This is a genomic window from Mesobacterium hydrothermale (genome assembly GCF_035818635.1).
GTDB classification, from domain to species: domain Bacteria; phylum Pseudomonadota; class Alphaproteobacteria; order Rhodobacterales; family Rhodobacteraceae; genus Mesobacterium_A; species Mesobacterium_A hydrothermale.
In genome coordinates, this window is record NZ_JAYLLH010000013.1 from 94,393 (window position 1) to 111,507 (window position 17,115).

The 17,115-nt window shown below is 64.4% G+C and carries 16 protein-coding genes and 1 tRNA gene; 11 read left to right on the forward strand and 6 right to left on the reverse strand.

Annotated elements, in window-relative coordinates; all coding sequences use genetic code 11:
• Positions 1-23: 23 nt before the first annotated feature.
• Positions 24-716, reverse strand: coding sequence for a M48 family metallopeptidase (locus tag VK792_RS11225; protein WP_326297581.1), 693 nt, complete (start codon positions 714-716; stop codon positions 24-26).
• A gap of 109 nt (positions 717-825) precedes the next feature.
• Here VK792_RS11225 and VK792_RS11230 point away from each other — a divergent pair, with 109 nt between their 5' ends.
• Both VK792_RS11230 and VK792_RS11235 read left to right on the forward strand, forming a co-directional pair.
• Positions 826-1,146, forward strand: coding sequence for a TIGR02300 family protein (locus VK792_RS11230; protein WP_326297582.1), 321 nt, complete (start codon positions 826-828; stop codon positions 1,144-1,146).
• A 77-nt stretch (positions 1,147-1,223) separates the two neighbouring features.
• Positions 1,224-1,299 (forward strand) — tRNA-Ala (locus VK792_RS11235).
• Between the two features lie 58 nt (positions 1,300-1,357).
• Here VK792_RS11235 and VK792_RS11240 read toward each other — a convergent pair.
• Entirely contained in the window at positions 1,358-2,485 is a 1,128-nt protein-coding gene (locus VK792_RS11240) for an acyl-CoA dehydrogenase family protein (protein WP_326297583.1), read from the reverse strand.
• A 97-nt stretch (positions 2,486-2,582) separates the two neighbouring features.
• A complete protein-coding gene (locus tag VK792_RS11245; RefSeq protein ID WP_326297584.1) occupies positions 2,583-5,027 on the reverse strand; it encodes a ligase-associated DNA damage response DEXH box helicase in 2,445 nt (814 codons plus the stop codon).
• 151 nt (positions 5,028-5,178) lie between these two features.
• Between VK792_RS11245 and VK792_RS11250 the strand changes: the two genes are divergently transcribed.
• Both VK792_RS11250 and VK792_RS11255 read left to right on the forward strand, forming a co-directional pair.
• Positions 5,179-6,261 (forward strand): CaiB/BaiF CoA transferase family protein, encoded by a 1,083-nt coding sequence (locus tag VK792_RS11250; RefSeq protein ID WP_326297585.1) that lies wholly within the window; start codon positions 5,179-5,181, stop codon positions 6,259-6,261.
• Positions 6,258-6,926, forward strand: coding sequence for a nitroreductase (locus VK792_RS11255; RefSeq protein WP_326297586.1), 669 nt, complete (start codon positions 6,258-6,260; stop codon positions 6,924-6,926). The genes VK792_RS11250 and VK792_RS11255 overlap by 4 nt, the downstream gene beginning before the upstream one ends.
• Positions 6,927-6,929: 3 nt before the next feature.
• Here the strand turns inward: VK792_RS11255 and VK792_RS11260 are convergent, their stop codons facing one another.
• Together VK792_RS11260 and VK792_RS11265 are read right to left on the reverse strand one after the other, a co-directional pair.
• A complete protein-coding gene (locus tag VK792_RS11260; RefSeq protein ID WP_326297587.1) occupies positions 6,930-7,997 on the reverse strand; it encodes an NAD(P)/FAD-dependent oxidoreductase in 1,068 nt (355 codons plus the stop codon).
• Positions 7,994-8,926 (reverse strand): aldo/keto reductase, encoded by a 933-nt coding sequence (locus VK792_RS11265; protein ID WP_326297588.1) that lies wholly within the window; start codon positions 8,924-8,926, stop codon positions 7,994-7,996. The genes VK792_RS11260 and VK792_RS11265 overlap by 4 nt, the downstream gene beginning before the upstream one ends.
• Before the next feature lie 115 nt (positions 8,927-9,041).
• Here VK792_RS11265 and VK792_RS11270 point away from each other — a divergent pair, with 115 nt between their 5' ends.
• The 6 genes from VK792_RS11270 to era all read left to right on the forward strand — a co-directional run bounded on the left by VK792_RS11270 (position 9,042) and on the right by era (position 16,437).
• Complete coding sequence (locus VK792_RS11270; RefSeq protein ID WP_326297589.1) at positions 9,042-10,724, forward strand: caspase family protein; 1,683 nt, start codon at positions 9,042-9,044, stop codon at positions 10,722-10,724.
• Positions 10,725-10,809: 85 nt separating this feature from the next.
• Positions 10,810-12,837, forward strand: a complete 2,028-nt coding sequence (locus tag VK792_RS11275) for an NADPH-dependent 2,4-dienoyl-CoA reductase (RefSeq protein ID WP_326297590.1) — start codon at positions 10,810-10,812, stop codon at positions 12,835-12,837.
• Between the two features lie 109 nt (positions 12,838-12,946).
• Positions 12,947-13,783, forward strand: coding sequence for a signal peptidase I (gene lepB / locus VK792_RS11280; RefSeq protein ID WP_326297591.1), 837 nt, complete (start codon positions 12,947-12,949; stop codon positions 13,781-13,783).
• Complete coding sequence (rnc, locus tag VK792_RS11285; protein WP_326297592.1) at positions 13,780-14,472, forward strand: ribonuclease III; 693 nt, start codon at positions 13,780-13,782, stop codon at positions 14,470-14,472. Before lepB ends, rnc begins: the two co-directional genes overlap by 4 nt.
• 131 nt (positions 14,473-14,603) lie before the next feature.
• Positions 14,604-15,488, forward strand: coding sequence for a DMT family transporter (locus tag VK792_RS11290; protein WP_326297593.1), 885 nt, complete (start codon positions 14,604-14,606; stop codon positions 15,486-15,488).
• Positions 15,489-15,528: 40 nt separating this feature from the next.
• On the forward strand, positions 15,529-16,437 hold the full coding sequence (gene era, locus VK792_RS11295) for a GTPase Era (protein WP_326297594.1): 909 nt from the start codon (positions 15,529-15,531) through the stop codon (positions 16,435-16,437).
• Between the two features lie 23 nt (positions 16,438-16,460).
• On the opposite strand, the gene VK792_RS11300 is transcribed toward era, so the two are convergent.
• Positions 16,461-16,637, reverse strand: coding sequence for a hypothetical protein (locus VK792_RS11300; RefSeq protein ID WP_326297595.1), 177 nt, complete (start codon positions 16,635-16,637; stop codon positions 16,461-16,463).
• Between the two features lie 74 nt (positions 16,638-16,711).
• Between VK792_RS11300 and VK792_RS11305 the strand changes: the two genes are divergently transcribed.
• The gene (locus tag VK792_RS11305; protein WP_326297596.1) at positions 16,712-17,044 is read left to right on the forward strand and encodes a DUF1491 family protein; all 333 of its coding nucleotides are present in this window, start codon (positions 16,712-16,714) and stop codon (positions 17,042-17,044) included.
• Positions 17,045-17,115 lie beyond the last annotated feature (71 nt).

Here is a 17,115-nt window from a genome sequence, read left to right on the forward strand (position 1 = left end):
CTGCGCCGGTCAATTGAAGACTTTCAATCCCCGAATTTATAGCGGTGCAAACCGGCACCGTGCTGGCGCAGCCAGGTGCGTTGCGTCTTCCACGGGCCGTGGATTCGCGTGACCGTGTCCCAGAACGCCTGCGAATGGTTCATCTCGGCCAAATGGGCGACCTCGTGCGCAGCGACATAGTTCAGAATTTCTGGCGGAGTGAGGATCAGCCGCCAGGAAAACATCAGCGCCCCGTCACTGGTGCACGACCCCCAGCGTGACCGGGTGTCGCGCAGGGTGATGCGGCTATAGGGCAGGCCCAGTTCTGCGGCATAGTGATCGGCGGCCTGTGTCAGCCGCGTGCGCGCCTCTTCCCGCAGCCAGCCGCGCAATCGGGCGGGGATCTGTTCGGCGGGGCCGGGCACCTCGATCCGGTCGGGGCGCAGAACCACCCGCCGTCCCATGGCAAGGTCGATTCGTGTCTCAACCCCGCGCAGCGGGATTGCTGCGCCGGCCGTGGGCAGGATGTCGCCGCCGCGTTTTTCCAGGTGGCTGCGCAGCCACGCTTCCTTGTCGCGGGCAAACGCCAGTGCCTCGGTCTCTGGGACGCGTTTGGGCAGGGTCAGGGTGACGCGCCCATCCAACTGTGACAGGCGCAGGCTCATTCGCCGCGCACGGGCGGACCGGCGCAGAAGAATGTCTATGGGTGGGGTGCCGGGCAGACGAAGTGTTCCCATATCCCTTGCCTCAAAAGAATGACCGCGCCAAAGCCTTTGACACGCCGCCCGTGTTATGGCAGTTGGCCGCGATCGTCTACAAGACCACGGATTCATGAAGGGACCACGCATGCCCAAGGAAGAATGGGGCGTCAAACGCATTTGCCCGACCACCGGGAAGCGTTTCTACGACCTGAACCGCTCGCCGATCGTCAGCCCGTACACCGGCGAAGTGATTGAAATCGACACCACCAAACCGCGGATGATCTCTGCGGACGCAGAAGATGCGGCATCGAAGGCAAAGGCGAAAGTCTCCGACGATGACGATCTGCTCGATGATGATGACGTCGATGTCGAACTCGAGGATGATCTGCTGGACGACGACGACGAAGAAGAGAACGTTTCGCTCGACGATCTGGCGGATGTTGCTTCGGACGACGACGACAGCTGACGCAAAATTTTCGCGCGGGCTGGATTTTTCGACTTGAACCCGCCCGCGCGCTCGCGTAATTCGACGCGCACGGTTACGGGGCCTTAGCTCAGCTGGGAGAGCGCTACAATGGCATTGTAGAGGTCAGGGGTTCGATCCCCCTAGGCTCCACCAACCGGACCACGAAAAAGCCCCGCCTCTGGTGGGGCTTTTTGGTTTGTGGCACAAAAGGTTACAGGCCCCGCGCGATGACCAGCCGCTGCACGTCGCTGGTGCCTTCGTAGATCTGGCAGACCCGCACATCGCGATAAATCCGTTCCACCGGATAGTCAGCCAAATAGCCGTATCCGCCGTGGATCTGGATCGCCGCGGAACAGACCTGTTCCGCCATTTCCGAAGCGAACAGCTTGGCCATCGACGCCTCTGTCAGGCAGGGCTTGCCCGCCTCGCGCAGCGCCGCGGCGTGCAACACCATGTGGCGCGCGGCCTCGATCTTCGTCGCCATATCGGCCAGCCGGAATGCCACCGCCTGGTGTTCGATGATGGGTTTGCCAAAGGTCACCCGTTCACGGGCATAGGCCAGCGCTGTCTCATACGCCGCACGCGCCATGCCGACGGATTGCGACGCGATGCCGATCCGCCCGCCTTCGAGGTTGGCCAATGCGATGCGATAGCCTTGCCCTTCTTCGCCCAGCAGGTTCTCCGCCGGAACACGCATGTCGGTGAAGGCCAGCGCGCAGGTGTCTGAACTGTGCTGGCCCAGCTTGTGTTCGACCGAAACCACGTCGTATCCGGGGGTGTCGGTTGGCACGATGAAGGCAGAGATGCCCTTTTTGCCCGCAGCCGGATCGGTGACCGCAAAGACGATGATGACATCGCCGTTCTTGCCCGAAGTGATGAATTGCTTCGACCCGTTGATCACAAAGTGATCACCGTCGCGCACTGCCCGGGTCTTCAGCGCAGAGGCGTCCGAACCCGCGTGCGGTTCCGTCAGGGCAAACCCGCCGATCTTCCTGCCCGCCGCCATGTCGGGCAGGAACCGGGCTTTCTGATCGTCACTGCCGAACCGCAGGATCGGCGCGCAGCCGACCGAGGAATGCACCGACAGGATCGTCGAGCACGCGCCGTCGGCCGCGGCGATTTCTTCCAGTGCCAGCGCGTAGGCCACGGTGCCGGTGTCGGACCCGCCGTATTCTTCCGGTACGACCATGCCCATGAAGCCAAGTGCACCCATCTCGGCCAGTTCGTCGCGCGGAAAGGCGTGGTCACGGTCGCGCGCTGCCGCCCCGGGGGCCAGCCGTTCCTGCGCGAATTCCCGCACCGCGTCGCGGATCTGTTCCTGGGTTTCGGTCAGGATCATCGGTCGCCTCCCTGTTTCCTTTGCGCCTTCGATAGCACAGGTGCCCGCGCGGGCGAGCGGAACGCCACGTCCGAATGTCCGCACCTGTTCGTCAGGATCAACGCAACCGCCACCGCGGCCGCGACGGAAGGGCATCGACCTGCGCCAGCCCGCTTTCGTTCAGAAGGCGCGTCACCTCTTCCTGCAACAGCCGCTCCTCGGCCGACCCCTTGATTGGCACCCGTCCGTGTTCCAGGAACAGCGGCGCCGACAGCGGCGTGATCCGGCTCAGCCGGATGTGGTCGATACGGTCGCCCACCCGGTCGCACATCTCGCGGATGCGGGCGAAATCGACCAGCCCGCGCATCGCCTCTTCCCGCGTGATCTGCATCAGCAGGTGATCGGGGTCGTATTTCAGCAACGTATCATACAGGATATCCGACGACATCGTGGCCTGCCGCCCGGTCTTGCGTTGCCCACCCACCTGCCGTTCGATCAGCCCTGCAATGGTGGCACTGGCGCGAAACGTGCGTTTCATCACGGCGTTGCCCGCCAGCCAGCCGTCCAGCCCCGCCTCCAACGCGGCCAGGTCGAACAGCGGGGTCGGATCGGTCACCGCCTCAAGCCCCCAGATCAGCGTGGCATAGTCTGTGGCCACGAACCCCATGGGGGCCAGCCCCATCTCCTCCATCCGCTTGGTCAGTAGCAGCCCCAACGTCTGCTGCGCGTTGCGACCGGCAAAGCCGTAAACCACCATCTGTTGCCGCCCGTCATGGGGAAAGGTCTCCACCATCAACCGCCCGGGTTCCGGCAGGCGGCTGACCTCGGCCTGCAACCGCAGCCAGTCGGCGGTATGATCGGGCAGGCCCGACCAGTCGCCGTGCCGGAACATCTGCAGGATGCGCTGGCTCAACTGGGTCGAGGTCGAGAACTTGGTGCCGTTGAACGTGGCGATCCTGGGCTTGCGGCCCGGGTCGCGGCTGACCTCGACCGTCAGGTCCCGCAGCCCTTCGTAGCGCACGATCTGCCCGCCGATCAGAAAGGTATCGCCGCGCGACAGCGATGCGGCGAAGCCTTCCTCGATCTCGCCCAGTGGCGCGCCACCGCGCCCGCGCCAGCGTACCTTGAGCGTATCGGTGTCCTGGATCGTGCCGATGTTCTGCCGGATCCGCACGGCGCTGCGCGGGTCGCGCAACTGCCAGCGCCCGTCGGGCCGCTGCACCAGCCGCTGCCACTGGTCATAGGCCCGCAGGGCATAGCCCCCGGTGGCGCAGAACTGCAGGCAATCGTCAAAGCCCTGCCGCGTCAGCGTCGCAAAGGCGCCGGCACTGGTCATCTCGGCAAAAAGCGCGTCGGCGTCGAACGGTCCGGCACAGGCGGCGATCAGGATGTGCTGACATAGCACGTCGCGCGGCCCCGGCCCGCGCGGATCGCCGTCCAGGTCATGCGCTTTCACCGCCTGCAGCGCGGCCAGGCATTCCACCACCTCGAACCGGTTGGCCGGCACCAACAGGGCCTTCGACGGTGCGTTATAGCGGTGGTTGGCCCGCCCGATCCGCTGCACCAGGCGCTTGACGTTCTTTGGCGCGCCGACCTGGATCACCAGGTCCACATCACCCCAGTCGATGCCCAGGTCCAGCGACCCGGTGCAGACGATCGCGCGCAAATCGCCGCGCACCATTGCCGCCTCGACCTTTTCGCGCTGCTGCCGGTCCAGCGATCTATGGTGGATGCCGATTGGCAGGGCGTCGTCGTTCGCCAGCCATAGATTGTGAAAAAAGATCTCCGCCTGCGCCCGCGTGTTGTGAAAGATCAGCGTCGTCTTGTGCCGCTTGACCTGCTCCAGAACGGCAGGAATGGCATAGGCCGCCCCGCCCCCCGACCAGGGCGGGGCTTCCTCCGTCACCAGCATGGCAATGTCCGGATCGGGCCCCGGGTCGGCCTGCAGGATTTCGCAGCTGTCGGGATGGCGCGCCAGAAGCTCCGCGATTGAATGTGGATCGTCGACCGTGGCCGAAAGACCAACCCGCCGCAGCCCGGGACAGATCGCCTGCAACCGTGCCAGCGCAAGGAACAGCTGATCACCCCGCTTGCTTTCGGCCAGCGCGTGGATCTCGTCGACCACCACCCGCTGCAACCCGGCAAACATCCGCGGCGCATCCTCGTAGGACGTCAGCAGCGCCAGCGATTCCGGCGTGGTCAGCAGGATATGCGGCGGGTCAGCGCGCTGGCGTTTCTTGCGGCTTGCGGGTGTGTCGCCGGTGCGGTCCTCGACCCGGATCGCCAGTCCGGCCTCCTCGATCGGTGTCCGCAGGTTGCGCTTGATATCCGCCGCCAGCGCCTTCAGTGGCGACACGTAAAGCGTATGCAGCCCGTTCTCCGGCGCGGTCCCCAGCTCGCACAATGTCGGCAGGAACCCCGCCAGAGTCTTGCCCCCGCCGGTGGGCGCGATCAGCAGCAACGCGGGCGCATCCGCCCGCTCCAGCATCGCCGCTTGGTGCGGGTGCATCCGCCACTCCCGGGCGTCGAACCAGCTTTGCAGAGGGGCAGGCAATCGCGACATGCCTCAACAGATACCGCGCCGGAACAAAAAGAAAACCGTCTCCCATCATCTTGCTCAAAATATCCCGGGGGGTATGGGGGGCTGGCCCCCCATTCTCGCCCTTGCGGCCATTGCACCGTCGGGCCACAGTCCGTGGCGGGAGGACAAGACCATGCTCAAAGGCATCCGCATCATCGAGATCGAGGCCCTTGGCCCCGCGCCGTTCGCCGGCATGCTTCTGGCCGACCTGGGGGCCGAAGTGGTGGTGATCCACCGCAAATCCGGGGCCGACACGCCCGGGAAAGAGGACAACAACCTGCTCGATCGTGGCAAACGCTCGATCGCGCTGGACCTCAAGGCCCCCGACGATCGCGAAATCGCCCGCGCCCTGATCAAGACCGCCGACGGTCTGACCGAAGGCATGCGCCCCGGCGTGATGGAACGGCTGGGGCTTGGCCCGGAAGAGGCGCTGACGCTGAACCCACGGTTGGTCTATGGCCGGATGACCGGCTGGGGCCAGACCGGTCCGCGGGCGCGTCAGGCCGGGCATGACCTGAATTACCTTGGTCTCTCGGGGGCGCTGTTCTATGGCGGCCTGCCCGGAGCCGTGCCGGGGGTGCCGCCGACCCTGCTGGGCGATATCGGCGGCGGGGCGATGTATCTTGCGGTCGGGATGCTGGCGGGCATCCTGAACGCCCGCAGCACCGGGCGCGGCACGGTGGTCGATGCCGCCATCGTCGACGGGGCCAGCCACATGATGGCGCTGCTTTTGTCGATGGGCGCACAATTTTCCACGCAGGCGCGTGGCCGATCGCTGCTCGATGGTCCGCACTGGAGCCGCTGCTATACCTGTGCCTGTGGTGGCAACATCTCTGTCCAGTGCCTGGAACCCAAGTTCTACGCGCTGTTCCTCGACAAGATGGGCCTGTCCAACGATCCGGATTTCGCCCGCCAGTTCGACCAGGCACTTTGGCCAGAGCTGACCGCGCGGCTGACCCGGATTTTCGCTGAAAAGTCGCGCGCCCATTGGGATGATCTGTTCGAGGGCAGCGATGCCTGCGTCGGACCGGTGCTGTCCCCGTCAGAGGCGCAAGGCGATCCGCATGTCGCGGCCCGGGGCATCTGGCAGGCAGGTCAACCCGCTGCCGCACCGCGTTTTGGCCACGACGCGCCGCCCGCGCCACCGCCCAGCCCGATGCGCGGGCAGGACAGCGCGGCAATCCTGCAAGAGCTGAAGACAAAGGGGCTGATATGACGGATTTCGACACGCTGACCGCCATCCTGACGCGCCGTGCATCGTGCCGGGGGTTCCGCCCCGATCCCGTTCCGCAGGCCGAAATCGCGGCGGTGCTTTCCAGTGCACAGCACGTCCCGAGTTGGTGCAATTCCCAGCCCTGGCAGGTCATCGCTTGCGGGGCCGAGCAAACCGACCGGTTGCGCAGCGCGTTTTACGATCATGCGTCGAAGGCGGCGCATGCCAGCGACATTCCTTTCCCTTCAGGCTATGACGGGGCCTGCCGCGACCGGCGGCGGGACTGCGGCTGGCAATTGTACGAGGCGGTGGGCGTCACCAAGGGTGACCGCGAGGGTTCCGCCCGGCAGATGATGGAGAACTTCCGTTTCTTCGGCGCGCCGAATTTCCTGCTGATCACCACGCCGAAGATCCTTGGCCCCTATGGCGTCCTTGACTGCGGGGCCTTCGTCACCGCCGTTCTGCTGGGGCTGGAGGCACGGGGGCTGGCTGGAATTGCCATGGCTTCGGTCGCGGGGTTTTCGCCCTTCCTGCGGGATTGGTTCGGCATTGCCGAAGATCGCGATATCCTGTGCGGGATCGCGCTGGGTTACCGTGACGAAGATCACCCCGCCAACGGTTTCCGCACCACGCGCGCGGGTCTGTCCGACGTGGTCGACTGGCGCTGAGCGTCAGCCGAACCGCGCAGGCGACAGCGCCGCGACGGTGGCCGCGTCCAGATCGTGATCGGTGCCACAAAGCTGCGCCGCCAGAAGCTGTGCCGCCGCACAGCAGGTCTGGAACCCATAGCCGCCTTGCCCCGCCAGCCAGACGAACCCGGGCCGCCGCGCGTCACGCCCGACAACCAGCGCCCGGTCCGGGGCAAAACTGCGCAGCCCGGCCCAGTTGGCGATCATCCGGGTGACGGGTTCGGTCACCATTTCCTCGTAGCGCGCCAGCCCTTCGGCAAGGATCATGTCATCGGCCCAGGCATCCTGCGGCGGCACCGGGTCTTCGTCGGCGGGCGACACCAGCAGCGCACCGGCGTCGGGCTTGGCGTACCAGGCGTCGTCGACCCCGTCCATGAAGGGCCAGCGGCTGGCGTCGATCCCGTCGGCCAGTGCGATCCGCGCCATCGACCGGCGAAAGGGCTGGATGCCCAGCGGCTGGACGCCCGCCAGTTCCGCCACCGGGTCGGCCCAGGCCCCTGCCGCGTTCACCAGCGTGTCGGCGGACCAGTCACGATCCCCGGCGCGAATGTGCCAGCGCCCGTCCTGGCTGATCCGGTCCACCCGCGCGCCGGTCACGATCTGCGCCCCGTGGGCCAGCGCCTGTTTTCGGAACGCCTGCAACAACAGGTCTGTATCAAGGTCATAGATATTGGGCCGCGTCGCCGCCAGCGCGCAAGTGGCGGGGTTCAGGATCGGCACCATCTCGTGCGCTTCGGAGACCGCGATCTGGTCCAGGTCGAAATCGGCGACATTGGCGGCAAAGCGCTCTGCCTCATCCGCCTTGCCCAGCAGCAGCATCCCCTTTTGTTTCAGCACCCCGTGGGAATGCAGGCAGGGCAGGCTGGCACGGTTCAGCGCGCGGATCGTGGCATTGCCGTAATGTTCCAGGAACGCCGCCGCTGACCGGCCCGAGGCGTGGTAGCCAAGGCTGGTCTCGGCCTCCAGCACCGTGACAGGTGCATGGGGGGCAAGGAACGCCGCGGCAGAGATCCCGGCGATCCCGCCGCCGATAATAACGATGTCTGTCACGCCTCCTCCAGCCGGTCGGTGGCGGGGGGCGGGGTTGGCGTCAGGGCCGACAGCCGGGCGTAAAGCCCGTCATCCATGGCAAGGGTCATCCCCGCCAGCGACGGTTGCAATTGTTCCACGGACCGTGCCGACAGGATCGGGTTCGGCCCGGCGGGGTGGCGCGCGACCCAGGCCACGGCCAGCGTTGCGGGGTGGGTGCCCAGTTCGGCGGCAATGGCTGAAAGCTCTGCCGCGGCATCGTGCATCGCGGCCGGGGCATAGCGCGCGGCGTACATCGCGCTGTCCTTTAACCGGCCGTCGGCCCCGTCGGCGTATTTGCCGGTCAGCAACCCGCCCCCCAGCGGCGAATAGGTGGCGGCGACGATCCCTTCGGCGGCACACATCGGCAGGAGTTCAACCTCTGCCTGCCGTTTGACAAGGTTATACATCGGCTGGATCACGTCGATCCGCGTGCCCAGTTTCGCCGCCACCGCCTGCGCCTTCATCACCTGCCACGCGGCATAGTTCGACACCCCGATATGCCGGATCAGTCCCTGCTGTTGCAGCTCTGCCAGCGCGCCAAAGGTTTCGTCCAGCGGCACGTCATCGGTCCAGCGGTGCATGTACAGCAGATCGACGGTATCAAGCCCCAGCCGCTTGCGGCTTTCGTCGAACGACGCCCGGATGTTCGCGGCCGATCCGCCCCCGGCATAGTTCACCTTGGTCGCGATATAGACCTTGTCGCGTTCGGCCCGGGCGCAATCGCCCAGCAAGGTCTCGGACCTGCCTTCGGTATAGGCATAGGCGCTGTCGAAATGGGTGATCCCCGCCGCGCGGCAGGCATCGTAAAGCGCTTGGCTCGCCGCCGCATCGGCTGTGCCGCCGAACTGCATGGTGCCAAAGGCAAAGGGCGTGACGGGGGTGCCGTCGGAAAGGGTCAGCTGTTTCATGGCCTATTGGTGCCACCGGATCGCGGCGCTGGGAAGGGCAGAGTAGGCAAATCCGGTATTTGTGACGCTGTGCCGGCCATGTACCCTGTCGCGCGAACCTGCCCGGAGGTGCGCCATGCGCGGTCTGATCGTTCTTTGCCTGATGTTGTTTCCCGTGCTCGCCAATGCCGGACGGCAGGCGATGGTCATCGGCAACGCGGCCTATGACGTTCTGGAAAACCTGCCCAACGCGCTGGGCGACGCACGGGCCTATCGCGACGGGTTCGGGCGCCTGGGCTATGACGTGACCTATCACGAGAACCTGTCGCTGGACGCGATGCTGCTGGCGATCGAGGCGTTTACCGCCGGTCTGGGGCCGGGCGATGACGTGGTGTTCGTCTATTCCGGCCACGGCTGGTCTGACGGGCGGACGAATTTCCTGATCCCGACCGACGCCCCGCGCGACGGCAGCGAACGGCAGCTGGCGCGCGCGTCCATCGCGCTGAAGAACGGCGTGGACGGCGTTCTGGACGATATCGACCGGGCGACCGCGGGTCTTGCGGTGCTGATCATCGACGCCTGCCGTAACAATCCCTTCCGCGCCAATGGCCGGTCGGTGGGGCTGTCGCGCGGGCTTTCCGCGCTGCCCGGAACGGACGAATCCTTCATCATCTATTCCGCCGATAACGGACAGGTGGCGCTGGACCGCCTGCCGCAGGATCCCGAAAGCCAGACCATGTCGGTGTTCACCCGTCACTTCCTGCCGCTGCTGGAACAGGGCCGCTATCTCGAAGACGCGATCACCGAGGCTCAGGTGCAGACCGCCGCCCTGGCCCGCACCTATAACGACCATGTCCAGCGCCCGGCCTATTCCGACCAGACGCTGGGCTATACCTGCCTGAGCGAAACCTGTTCCCCGCGTCGGGGGATCGAGGTACGCAGCCAGTGCGACCAGCTTTATGACGAAGCTAAGGCCGCGGGTCAGTGCTTTTCCTACCAAGCCTATGTCGACACGTGTGGCGATCACGTCTTTGCCCCGATGGCGCGGGCATTTCTGGCCGGCCAGTGCCAGCCCACCAAAGCAACGGCGGTTCCGGAGCCCAACACCGCTGCCGCGCCCGATACACCCGAACCCGCCATCGCGACCGAAGACATCCCGGTTTTCGCGCCCCCGGCGCCCGTGCCTGCGCCTGCACCTGCGCAAAAGACAGAGATGCGCAAATGCACGTCCGCCCCGACCGACGAACAGGGGTTGGAAGACTGTCTTGCCGCGCTCAATTCCCGGTCTTGGGAACGCGATGACAGGGTGCGCTTTACCTCGGCCGTTGGCGGTTTGTATTATACGTTGGGGCAGCTTGACCGGGCAGCTGGTTACTATCGCCGGGCCTGGTTTCTGTCGCCGGACGACACGGTTTTTCTTGGCAGCCTCGCGGCGATCTATGCCAAACAGGGCGATACCCAGAACATGCGGAAATTCATCGACGAAACCGCGCAACGGGTCTTCGACACCGGGGCCTTTCGAGCCGATGTGGCCTATCTCGAAGGGGTTGCGGCACGCGCCAATGGCAAAGGCGCTTCGCAACAACGCAAGGCGCTTGATACCTACTGGGATCTGTTGCGCGACATGGAAAAACGCCGCTGGCAGCGCGACCTGAAAGATGCCGGGTTCTATACAGGCGACGTCGATGCGAAATCCGGCCCTGCGATGCGCCGGGCCTTTGACGCCTGCATCAAGGTCGACAAATGCCGTGCGCCGATCAACTGGCTGGAAGTGCGCTGGCTGTCTGTGCCCGAAACCGAGTTTCCCGTTCGGGACTGATGCCATGCGCAGAACCTGACCCCACGTTTCGCGTGACAAGCAGGGCCTGACCGGGTGATCTGACCGGCAATCAGGGAGGCCCGCCATGTCAGACTATCCGCATCTTCTTGCCCCGCTCGACCTTGGGTTCACCACGCTGAAGAACCGCGTGCTGATGGGGTCGATGCACACCAACCTTGAAGAAACCAAGGACTGGAACCGGGTCGCGGAATTCTATGCCACCCGGGCGCTGGGTGGTGTCGGGCTGATGGTGACGGGCGGCATGGCGCCCAACCGCGAAGGCGGGGTGTTTCCCGGGGCGGCAGGGCTGTTCACCGATCAGGACATTGCCAACCAAAGGATCGTCACCGACCGGGTGCATGACGCGGGCGGCAAGATCGCGATGCAGATCCTGCATGCAGGGCGCTATGCCTATGGTCCGGATTGCGTTTCGGCCAGCGCGATCAAATCGCCGATCTCGCCCTTTGTGCCGAAGGAACTGGACGAAGACGGGATCGAGAAACAGATCGCCGATATCGCCACCGCCGCTGCCCGTGCGCAAGAGGCAGGGTATGACGGGGTCGAGGTGATGGGATCCGAAGGGTATTTCATCAACCAGTTCCTGGTCACCCATACCAACAAACGTACGGATCGCTGGGGCGGGTCGTACGCAAACCGGATGCGGCTGGCGATCGAGGTGGTCAAGCGCGTGCGCGCCGCTGTCGGGCCGAATTTCATCGTGATCTATCGCTTGTCGATGATCGACCTGGTGCCGAACGGGTCCACCCACGACGAGGTGGTGCAACTGGCGCAGGAAATCGAAAAGGCGGGGGCCACGATTCTGAACACCGGTATCGGCTGGCACGAGGCGCGGATCCCGACGATTGCCACCTCTGTGCCGCGCGCGGCCTTTGCCTGGGTCACGCAGAAGCTGATGGGCAAAGTCGGCATTCCGGTCATCACCTCGAACCGGATCAACACGCCCGAGGTGGCAGAGCAGGTTCTGGCAGACGGCTGCGCCGATATGGTCAGCATGGCACGGCCGTTCCTGGCCGACCCGGACTTCGTCGCCAAGGCCGCGGCCGGCGAGGCGCAGCTGATCGCGCCCTGCATCGCCTGCAACCAGGCCTGCCTGGATCATACCTTCAGCGGCAAGATCTCGTCCTGCCTGGTGAACCCGAAGGCGTGCTTTGAAACCGAACTGGTGGTCGCACCGACCGATGCCCCCAAATCCGTCGCGGTTGTGGGGGCGGGCCCCGCGGGTCTGTCCGTGGCCATCGCCGCGGCAGAGCGCGGGCACAAGGTCACGCTGTTTGATCGGGCCGACAAGATCGGTGGGCAATTGAACATGGCCAAGCAGGTCCCGGGCAAGGAAGAGTTCATTGGTCTTGTCGACTGGTTCGCCGCCATGCTGTCCGAGACCGGTGTGAGCCTGAAACTGGGGCAAGAGGTTGGGCCTGACGATCTGGACGGGTTTGATGAGGTGGTGATCGCGACCGGCGTCATTCCGCGCGATCCGCAGATCCCCGGGCAGGACGGCCCCAATGTCCTGAGCTATATCGACGTGCTGCGTGACAAGGCGCCGGTGGGTGATCGAGTCGCTGTGATCGGTGCGGGCGGGATCGGCTTTGACGTGTCGGAATACCTTGTGCACGATGGCGACAGTCCGACGGAAAACCTGCCCGACTGGATGCGCGAATGGGGGGTCGCCGACCCGGCCGAGCATCGCAGCGGTCTGGTCCCTGAAGGCCCGCAACCCGGTGCGCCCGCGCGGCAGGTCACGCTGTTGCAGCGCAAGGCGGAGAAGCCAGGCAAGCGACTGGGCAAGACAACCGGCTGGATCCACCGCATGGCGTTGCAGATGAAGAATGTGCAGATGAAGGGCGGGGTGAATTACGAACGGATCGACGCCGACGGTCTGCACGTCAGCTATGGCGAGGCCCGCGAACGCCCGGAATTGATTCCCTGCGATACGGTGGTTCTGTGCGCCGGTCAGTTGAGCGAGCGCAGCCTTGCCGACGCCCTGGCGGCCAAAGGGATCACCGCGCATGTGATCGGTGGAGCGGACGTGGCCGCCGAACTGGACGCCAAGCGGGCAATCAACCAGGGCACACGGCTGGGGGCCGCCTTGTAAAGCGATTGTGAAACCCGCGCGTCCATCGGGGTTGCGCGGGTCTGTTCCCTTGACAGCCGGATTTAGCGCCCGCATGAAGCGCCAGACTTGTGTGGCTAGGGACAGAGTGATGGCATCCGAAACCAAGAAGAGCGGCGGCGTTCTGGAAACGATCAAGACGGTGGTTTACGCGCTGCTGATCGCCGGTGTGTTCCGCACCCTGTTCTTTCAGCCCTTCTGGATCCCGTCCGGGTCGATGAAAGACACGCTGCTGATCGGCGATTTCCTGTTCGTCAACAAGATGAGCTATGGCTATTCCTATGCCTCTTGCCCGTCGATCTACATCCCGCGCTTCGGCATCGACATCAGCGCCGATGACATCTGCGGCTTTCTGGACGGTGACAATACCCGCATCCTGGGCGGGCAACCTGAACGCGGCGACGTGGTGGTGTTCCGTCACCCGACTACCGGCCGCGATTTCATCAAGCGCGTGATTGGCCTGCCGGGCGATACGGTGCAGATGAAAAACGGCTTGCTCTACATCAACGATGTTGCGGTCAAGGTCGAGCCCAACGGCACGTTCGAGGAAATCTATGAGGCGCAGGGGCCCCAGCGCCTTACCCCGAAATGCGAAAATGGCCCGGTCGGCGAAGGCGCGCTGTGCACCAAGAGCCGGTTCACCGAAACCCTGCCCAACGGCGTGTCGCACGACATCCTGAACATCGGCACGACCTGGACCGACAACACCCGCGTCGAAACCGTGCCCGAAGGCTATTACTTCATGGTGGGCGACAACCGCGACAATTCCTCTGACAGCCGCGTGGCGCAGCGAGTCGGGGGCGTCGGGTTCGTGCCCTACGAAAATATCGTCGGCCGCGCCGACAGGATCATGTTCTCGTCCGCCGGGCGGTCCATGTTGTTCTTCTGGACCTGGCGCAGCGACCGTTTCTTCAAGGCGATCGAGTGAAGCTGTCCAAGGAATTGATCGATTTGCAGCACCGGCTCGGGCATCAGTTTGCTAGGCCGGTCTTGCTGCTTCAGGCGGTGACACATTCGTCGATGTCCTCGCCCGGGCGCGAGGACAACCAGCGGCTTGAATTTCTGGGCGACCGGGTTTTGGGGCTGGTTATGGCAGAGGCGCTACTGGCCGAGGACGCAAAAGCCACAGAAGGCCAACTTGCGCCGCGCTTCAACGCGCTGGTGCGCAAGGAAATGTGCGCAGAGATCGCACGGCAGGCCGATATCGGCGCCGCGCTGAAACTGGGGAGGTCAGAAATGCTGTCTGGCGGTCGGCGAAAGACCGCGCTGCTGGGGGACGCGATGGAGGCTGTGATTGCCGCTGTCTATCTGGATGCCGGGTTTGACACCGCACGCGACCTGATCCTGCGGCTGTGGGGCAACCGCATCCGCAACGTCAAGGAAGATGCGCGCGATGCCAAGACCAGCCTTCAGGAATGGGCGCAGGCGCGCGGCATGAAGCCACCCAGCTATGAACAGCGCGCCCGGTCCGGACCGGATCATGCACCGGTGTTCACCATTGCTGCCGTTCTGGAAAACGGGGCAGAGGCAGAGGCAACCGCCGGATCCAAGCGGATCGCCGAACAGGCGGCTGCCAAGGCACTGCTGGAGCACCTTGAACAGGGCGGAACCGACTGACGCCGCGCCGGGCTGGTCAGTCCCTGCATTTGCCACTAGGGAACTTGGGGTCGCGCATCGATGTTCTGGACACCTGCCTTGGCCCAACCTGTCTTTTCCCCTGATCTTCCTGAAACGCCGCGGGACGCGGCATGAGCGCGAACCTGAAGGGCAGCCTGTTGATGATGCTGGCCATGCTTGGCTTCGCGATCGAGGATGCGTTGTTCAAATCCGTGGCCCCCGGCCTGCCGCCGGGTTTTGCCACGCTGATCTTCGGCCTGACCGGGGTGACGATCTACACCGTCCTGACCCTGGCCGCCGGAGAGGCGCCGCTGCATCCCGAAATGATCCGCCCCCGGTTGTTGATCCGCACGGGTTTCGAAATCATCGGACGGCTGTTTTTCGCCTTGGCGCTGGCATTTACTCCGTTGTCGGTCACGTCCTCGATCCTTCAGGCTGCGCCCCTTGTGGTGACAGCCGGGGCGGCGTTGTTGCTGAAGGAACATGTCGGCGCCCGGCGTTGGGCGGCTATGGCGATTGGTTTCATGGGGGTGATGTTGATCCTGCGGCCCACGCCCGATGCGTTCCGTGCCGATGCACTGTTTGCCGTGGCGGGCATGTTCGGCTTTGCCATGCGCGATCTGTATACCCGGGCCAGCCCGCCGGCGGTGACCGCGCGGCAGCTGGGCATCCTGGGGTTCGCGGTGATCGTCATGGCGGGCCTGCTGATCATGCCCTTCGACCCCGCCCCGCCGCGTATGCCCACCGGGTCCGAGCTGTCCCGACTGCTGACGACCGGGGTGGTCGGTGTCATCGCCTATACCGCGCTGACCGGGGCGATGCGGACAGGCGAAGTGTCTGTCGTGGCGCCGTTCCGCTATTTCCGTTTGCTGGTGGCGCTGAGCTTTGCCTACCTGTTCTTCGATGAACGCCCGGACCTCTGGACGTTGCTGGGCGGGTTGCTGATCGTGGCCAGCGGAACCTATACTTTGCTGCGGTCAGGCAAGGCGAAACAGAGCACTGGCGCGGCGCGGTAAACTGCCGTATGACCCCGGCTTCGACAAAGGATCGTACCAGATGACCACACGCGCCGGATTTATTGCCCTGATCGGAGAGCCCAACGCGGGCAAATCCACGCTGACCAACCGCATGGTCGGCGCCAAGGTGTCCATCGTCACCCACAAGGTGCAGACCACCCGGGCCCGCATTCGCGGCGTCGCCATCGAAGGCGACAGCCAGTTGGTCTTTGTTGACACACCGGGCCTGTTCAAACCGCGCCGCCGGCTGGATCGTGCGATGGTCGCCGCCGCCTGGGGCGGCGCCGCAGATGCCGATGTCGTTGTCCTGCTGGTCGAGGCGCATCGTGGCGTGACCGACGGGGTCAAGCGTATCCTCGACGGGTTGGCCGATATCGGCAAGGGTCGCACCGTGGCCTTGGCCATCAACAAGATCGACCGGGTGAAATCCGAGGTCCTGCTGGCGCTGTCGCAGGACCTGAACGAACGTTTCGCCTTTGCCAAGACCTTCATGATCTCGGCCGAAAAGGGTTATGGCGTCGATGACCTGCGCGCCTGGCTGGCCGACCAGCTGCCGGAAAGCCCGTGGCTTTACCCCGAGGACCAGATCGCCGACCTGCCGCTGCGGATGATCGCGGCAGAAATGACGCGCGAGAAACTGACCCTTCGGCTGCACCAGGAACTGCCCTACCAGCTGACTGTGGAAACGGAGCGCTGGGAAGAACGCGATGACGGGTCGGCGCGGATCGACCAGATCGTCTATGTCAGCCGCGACGGCCACAAGGGGATCATCCTTGGCAACAAGGGCGAAACGATCAAGGCGATCAGCAAGGCCGCACGGGAAGAGCTGGAAGAATTCCTGGGGCGCAAGATCCACCTGTTCGTGCAGGTGAAGGTCCGGGAAAAATGGCTGGAAGAAGCCGAGCGCTATTCGGAAATGGGACTGGATTTCAAGGATGGCAACGCCTGACGGCGTTGCCTGTCAGGGTTCGTTCAGCGCTTGCAGAGGCTGAACCACAGCACGCCCATCAGGCCAAGGGTGCTGCCCAGCATCCGCTGGTGATCTTCTTCGAGAAAGGTAACGTCGAGCTTTGTACCGAGCCCGATCAGCACCAATCCCGACAGGAAAAGCGCGCTGGGAACCAGGACGACACGTTGAAAGCGGGACATGTATTACTCCGTCTTCTTAACCTGCAAACGACTCTACCGAGGCCACCAAACGATGAAAGTATGGTATTCCTGACATGCGCGTGACTGCCCGAATTTGGGTCGATGCTTACCTGTTGCGGTTGCGACTGCTGAATATTCCGGCATTTGTTGTTTCTCATGGCAACGATCTGGCCGGTTCGGTGCTCGTTAAACTGAACACGCTGGATGGGCAAGCCCGTGTTTTCACACGTCGATTCGATTTTCTGAAAGATGCGCGCGTCTGGGATGTGCTGGCCGAGGGCGACGAGGCTTCGGTTGACGCGTCGATTGCAGCGCAACGACGGATGGATCCGGACCTTTGGTTCATAGAGGTTGAAGATCGCGCGGGCAGACATCTTCTGGATGATCCGGGGCTTGCCGAGGGCTAGTGGATTGAATCCAACATTTGGAACCCTCGATTTCTTGCGGCGATGATGTCGTTGGGGTCTGCCCGCCAAAC

Coding starts and splice junctions, on each gene's coding strand:
- VK792_RS11290 (WP_326297593.1), top strand. CDS start 14,604: ATGAGCGCGAACCTGAAGGGCAGCCTGTTGATGATGCTGGCCATGCTT.
- era (WP_326297594.1), top strand. CDS start 15,529: ATGACCACACGCGCCGGATTTATTGCCCTGATCGGAGAGCCCAACGCG.
- VK792_RS11245 (WP_326297584.1), bottom strand. CDS start 5,027: ATGTCGCGATTGCCTGCCCCTCTGCAAAGCTGGTTCGACGCCCGGGAG.
- VK792_RS11270 (WP_326297589.1), top strand. CDS start 9,042: ATGCGCGGTCTGATCGTTCTTTGCCTGATGTTGTTTCCCGTGCTCGCC.
- VK792_RS11300 (WP_326297595.1), bottom strand. CDS start 16,637: ATGTCCCGCTTTCAACGTGTCGTCCTGGTTCCCAGCGCGCTTTTCCTG.
- VK792_RS11225 (WP_326297581.1), bottom strand. CDS start 716: ATGGGAACACTTCGTCTGCCCGGCACCCCACCCATAGACATTCTTCTG.
- VK792_RS11305 (WP_326297596.1), top strand. CDS start 16,712: ATGCGCGTGACTGCCCGAATTTGGGTCGATGCTTACCTGTTGCGGTTG.
- VK792_RS11265 (WP_326297588.1), bottom strand. CDS start 8,926: ATGAAACAGCTGACCCTTTCCGACGGCACCCCCGTCACGCCCTTTGCC.
- VK792_RS11240 (WP_326297583.1), bottom strand. CDS start 2,485: ATGATCCTGACCGAAACCCAGGAACAGATCCGCGACGCGGTGCGGGAA.
- lepB (WP_326297591.1), top strand. CDS start 12,947: ATGGCATCCGAAACCAAGAAGAGCGGCGGCGTTCTGGAAACGATCAAG.
- VK792_RS11275 (WP_326297590.1), top strand. CDS start 10,810: ATGTCAGACTATCCGCATCTTCTTGCCCCGCTCGACCTTGGGTTCACC.
- VK792_RS11250 (WP_326297585.1), top strand. CDS start 5,179: ATGCTCAAAGGCATCCGCATCATCGAGATCGAGGCCCTTGGCCCCGCG.
- VK792_RS11255 (WP_326297586.1), top strand. CDS start 6,258: ATGACGGATTTCGACACGCTGACCGCCATCCTGACGCGCCGTGCATCG.
- VK792_RS11230 (WP_326297582.1), top strand. CDS start 826: ATGCCCAAGGAAGAATGGGGCGTCAAACGCATTTGCCCGACCACCGGG.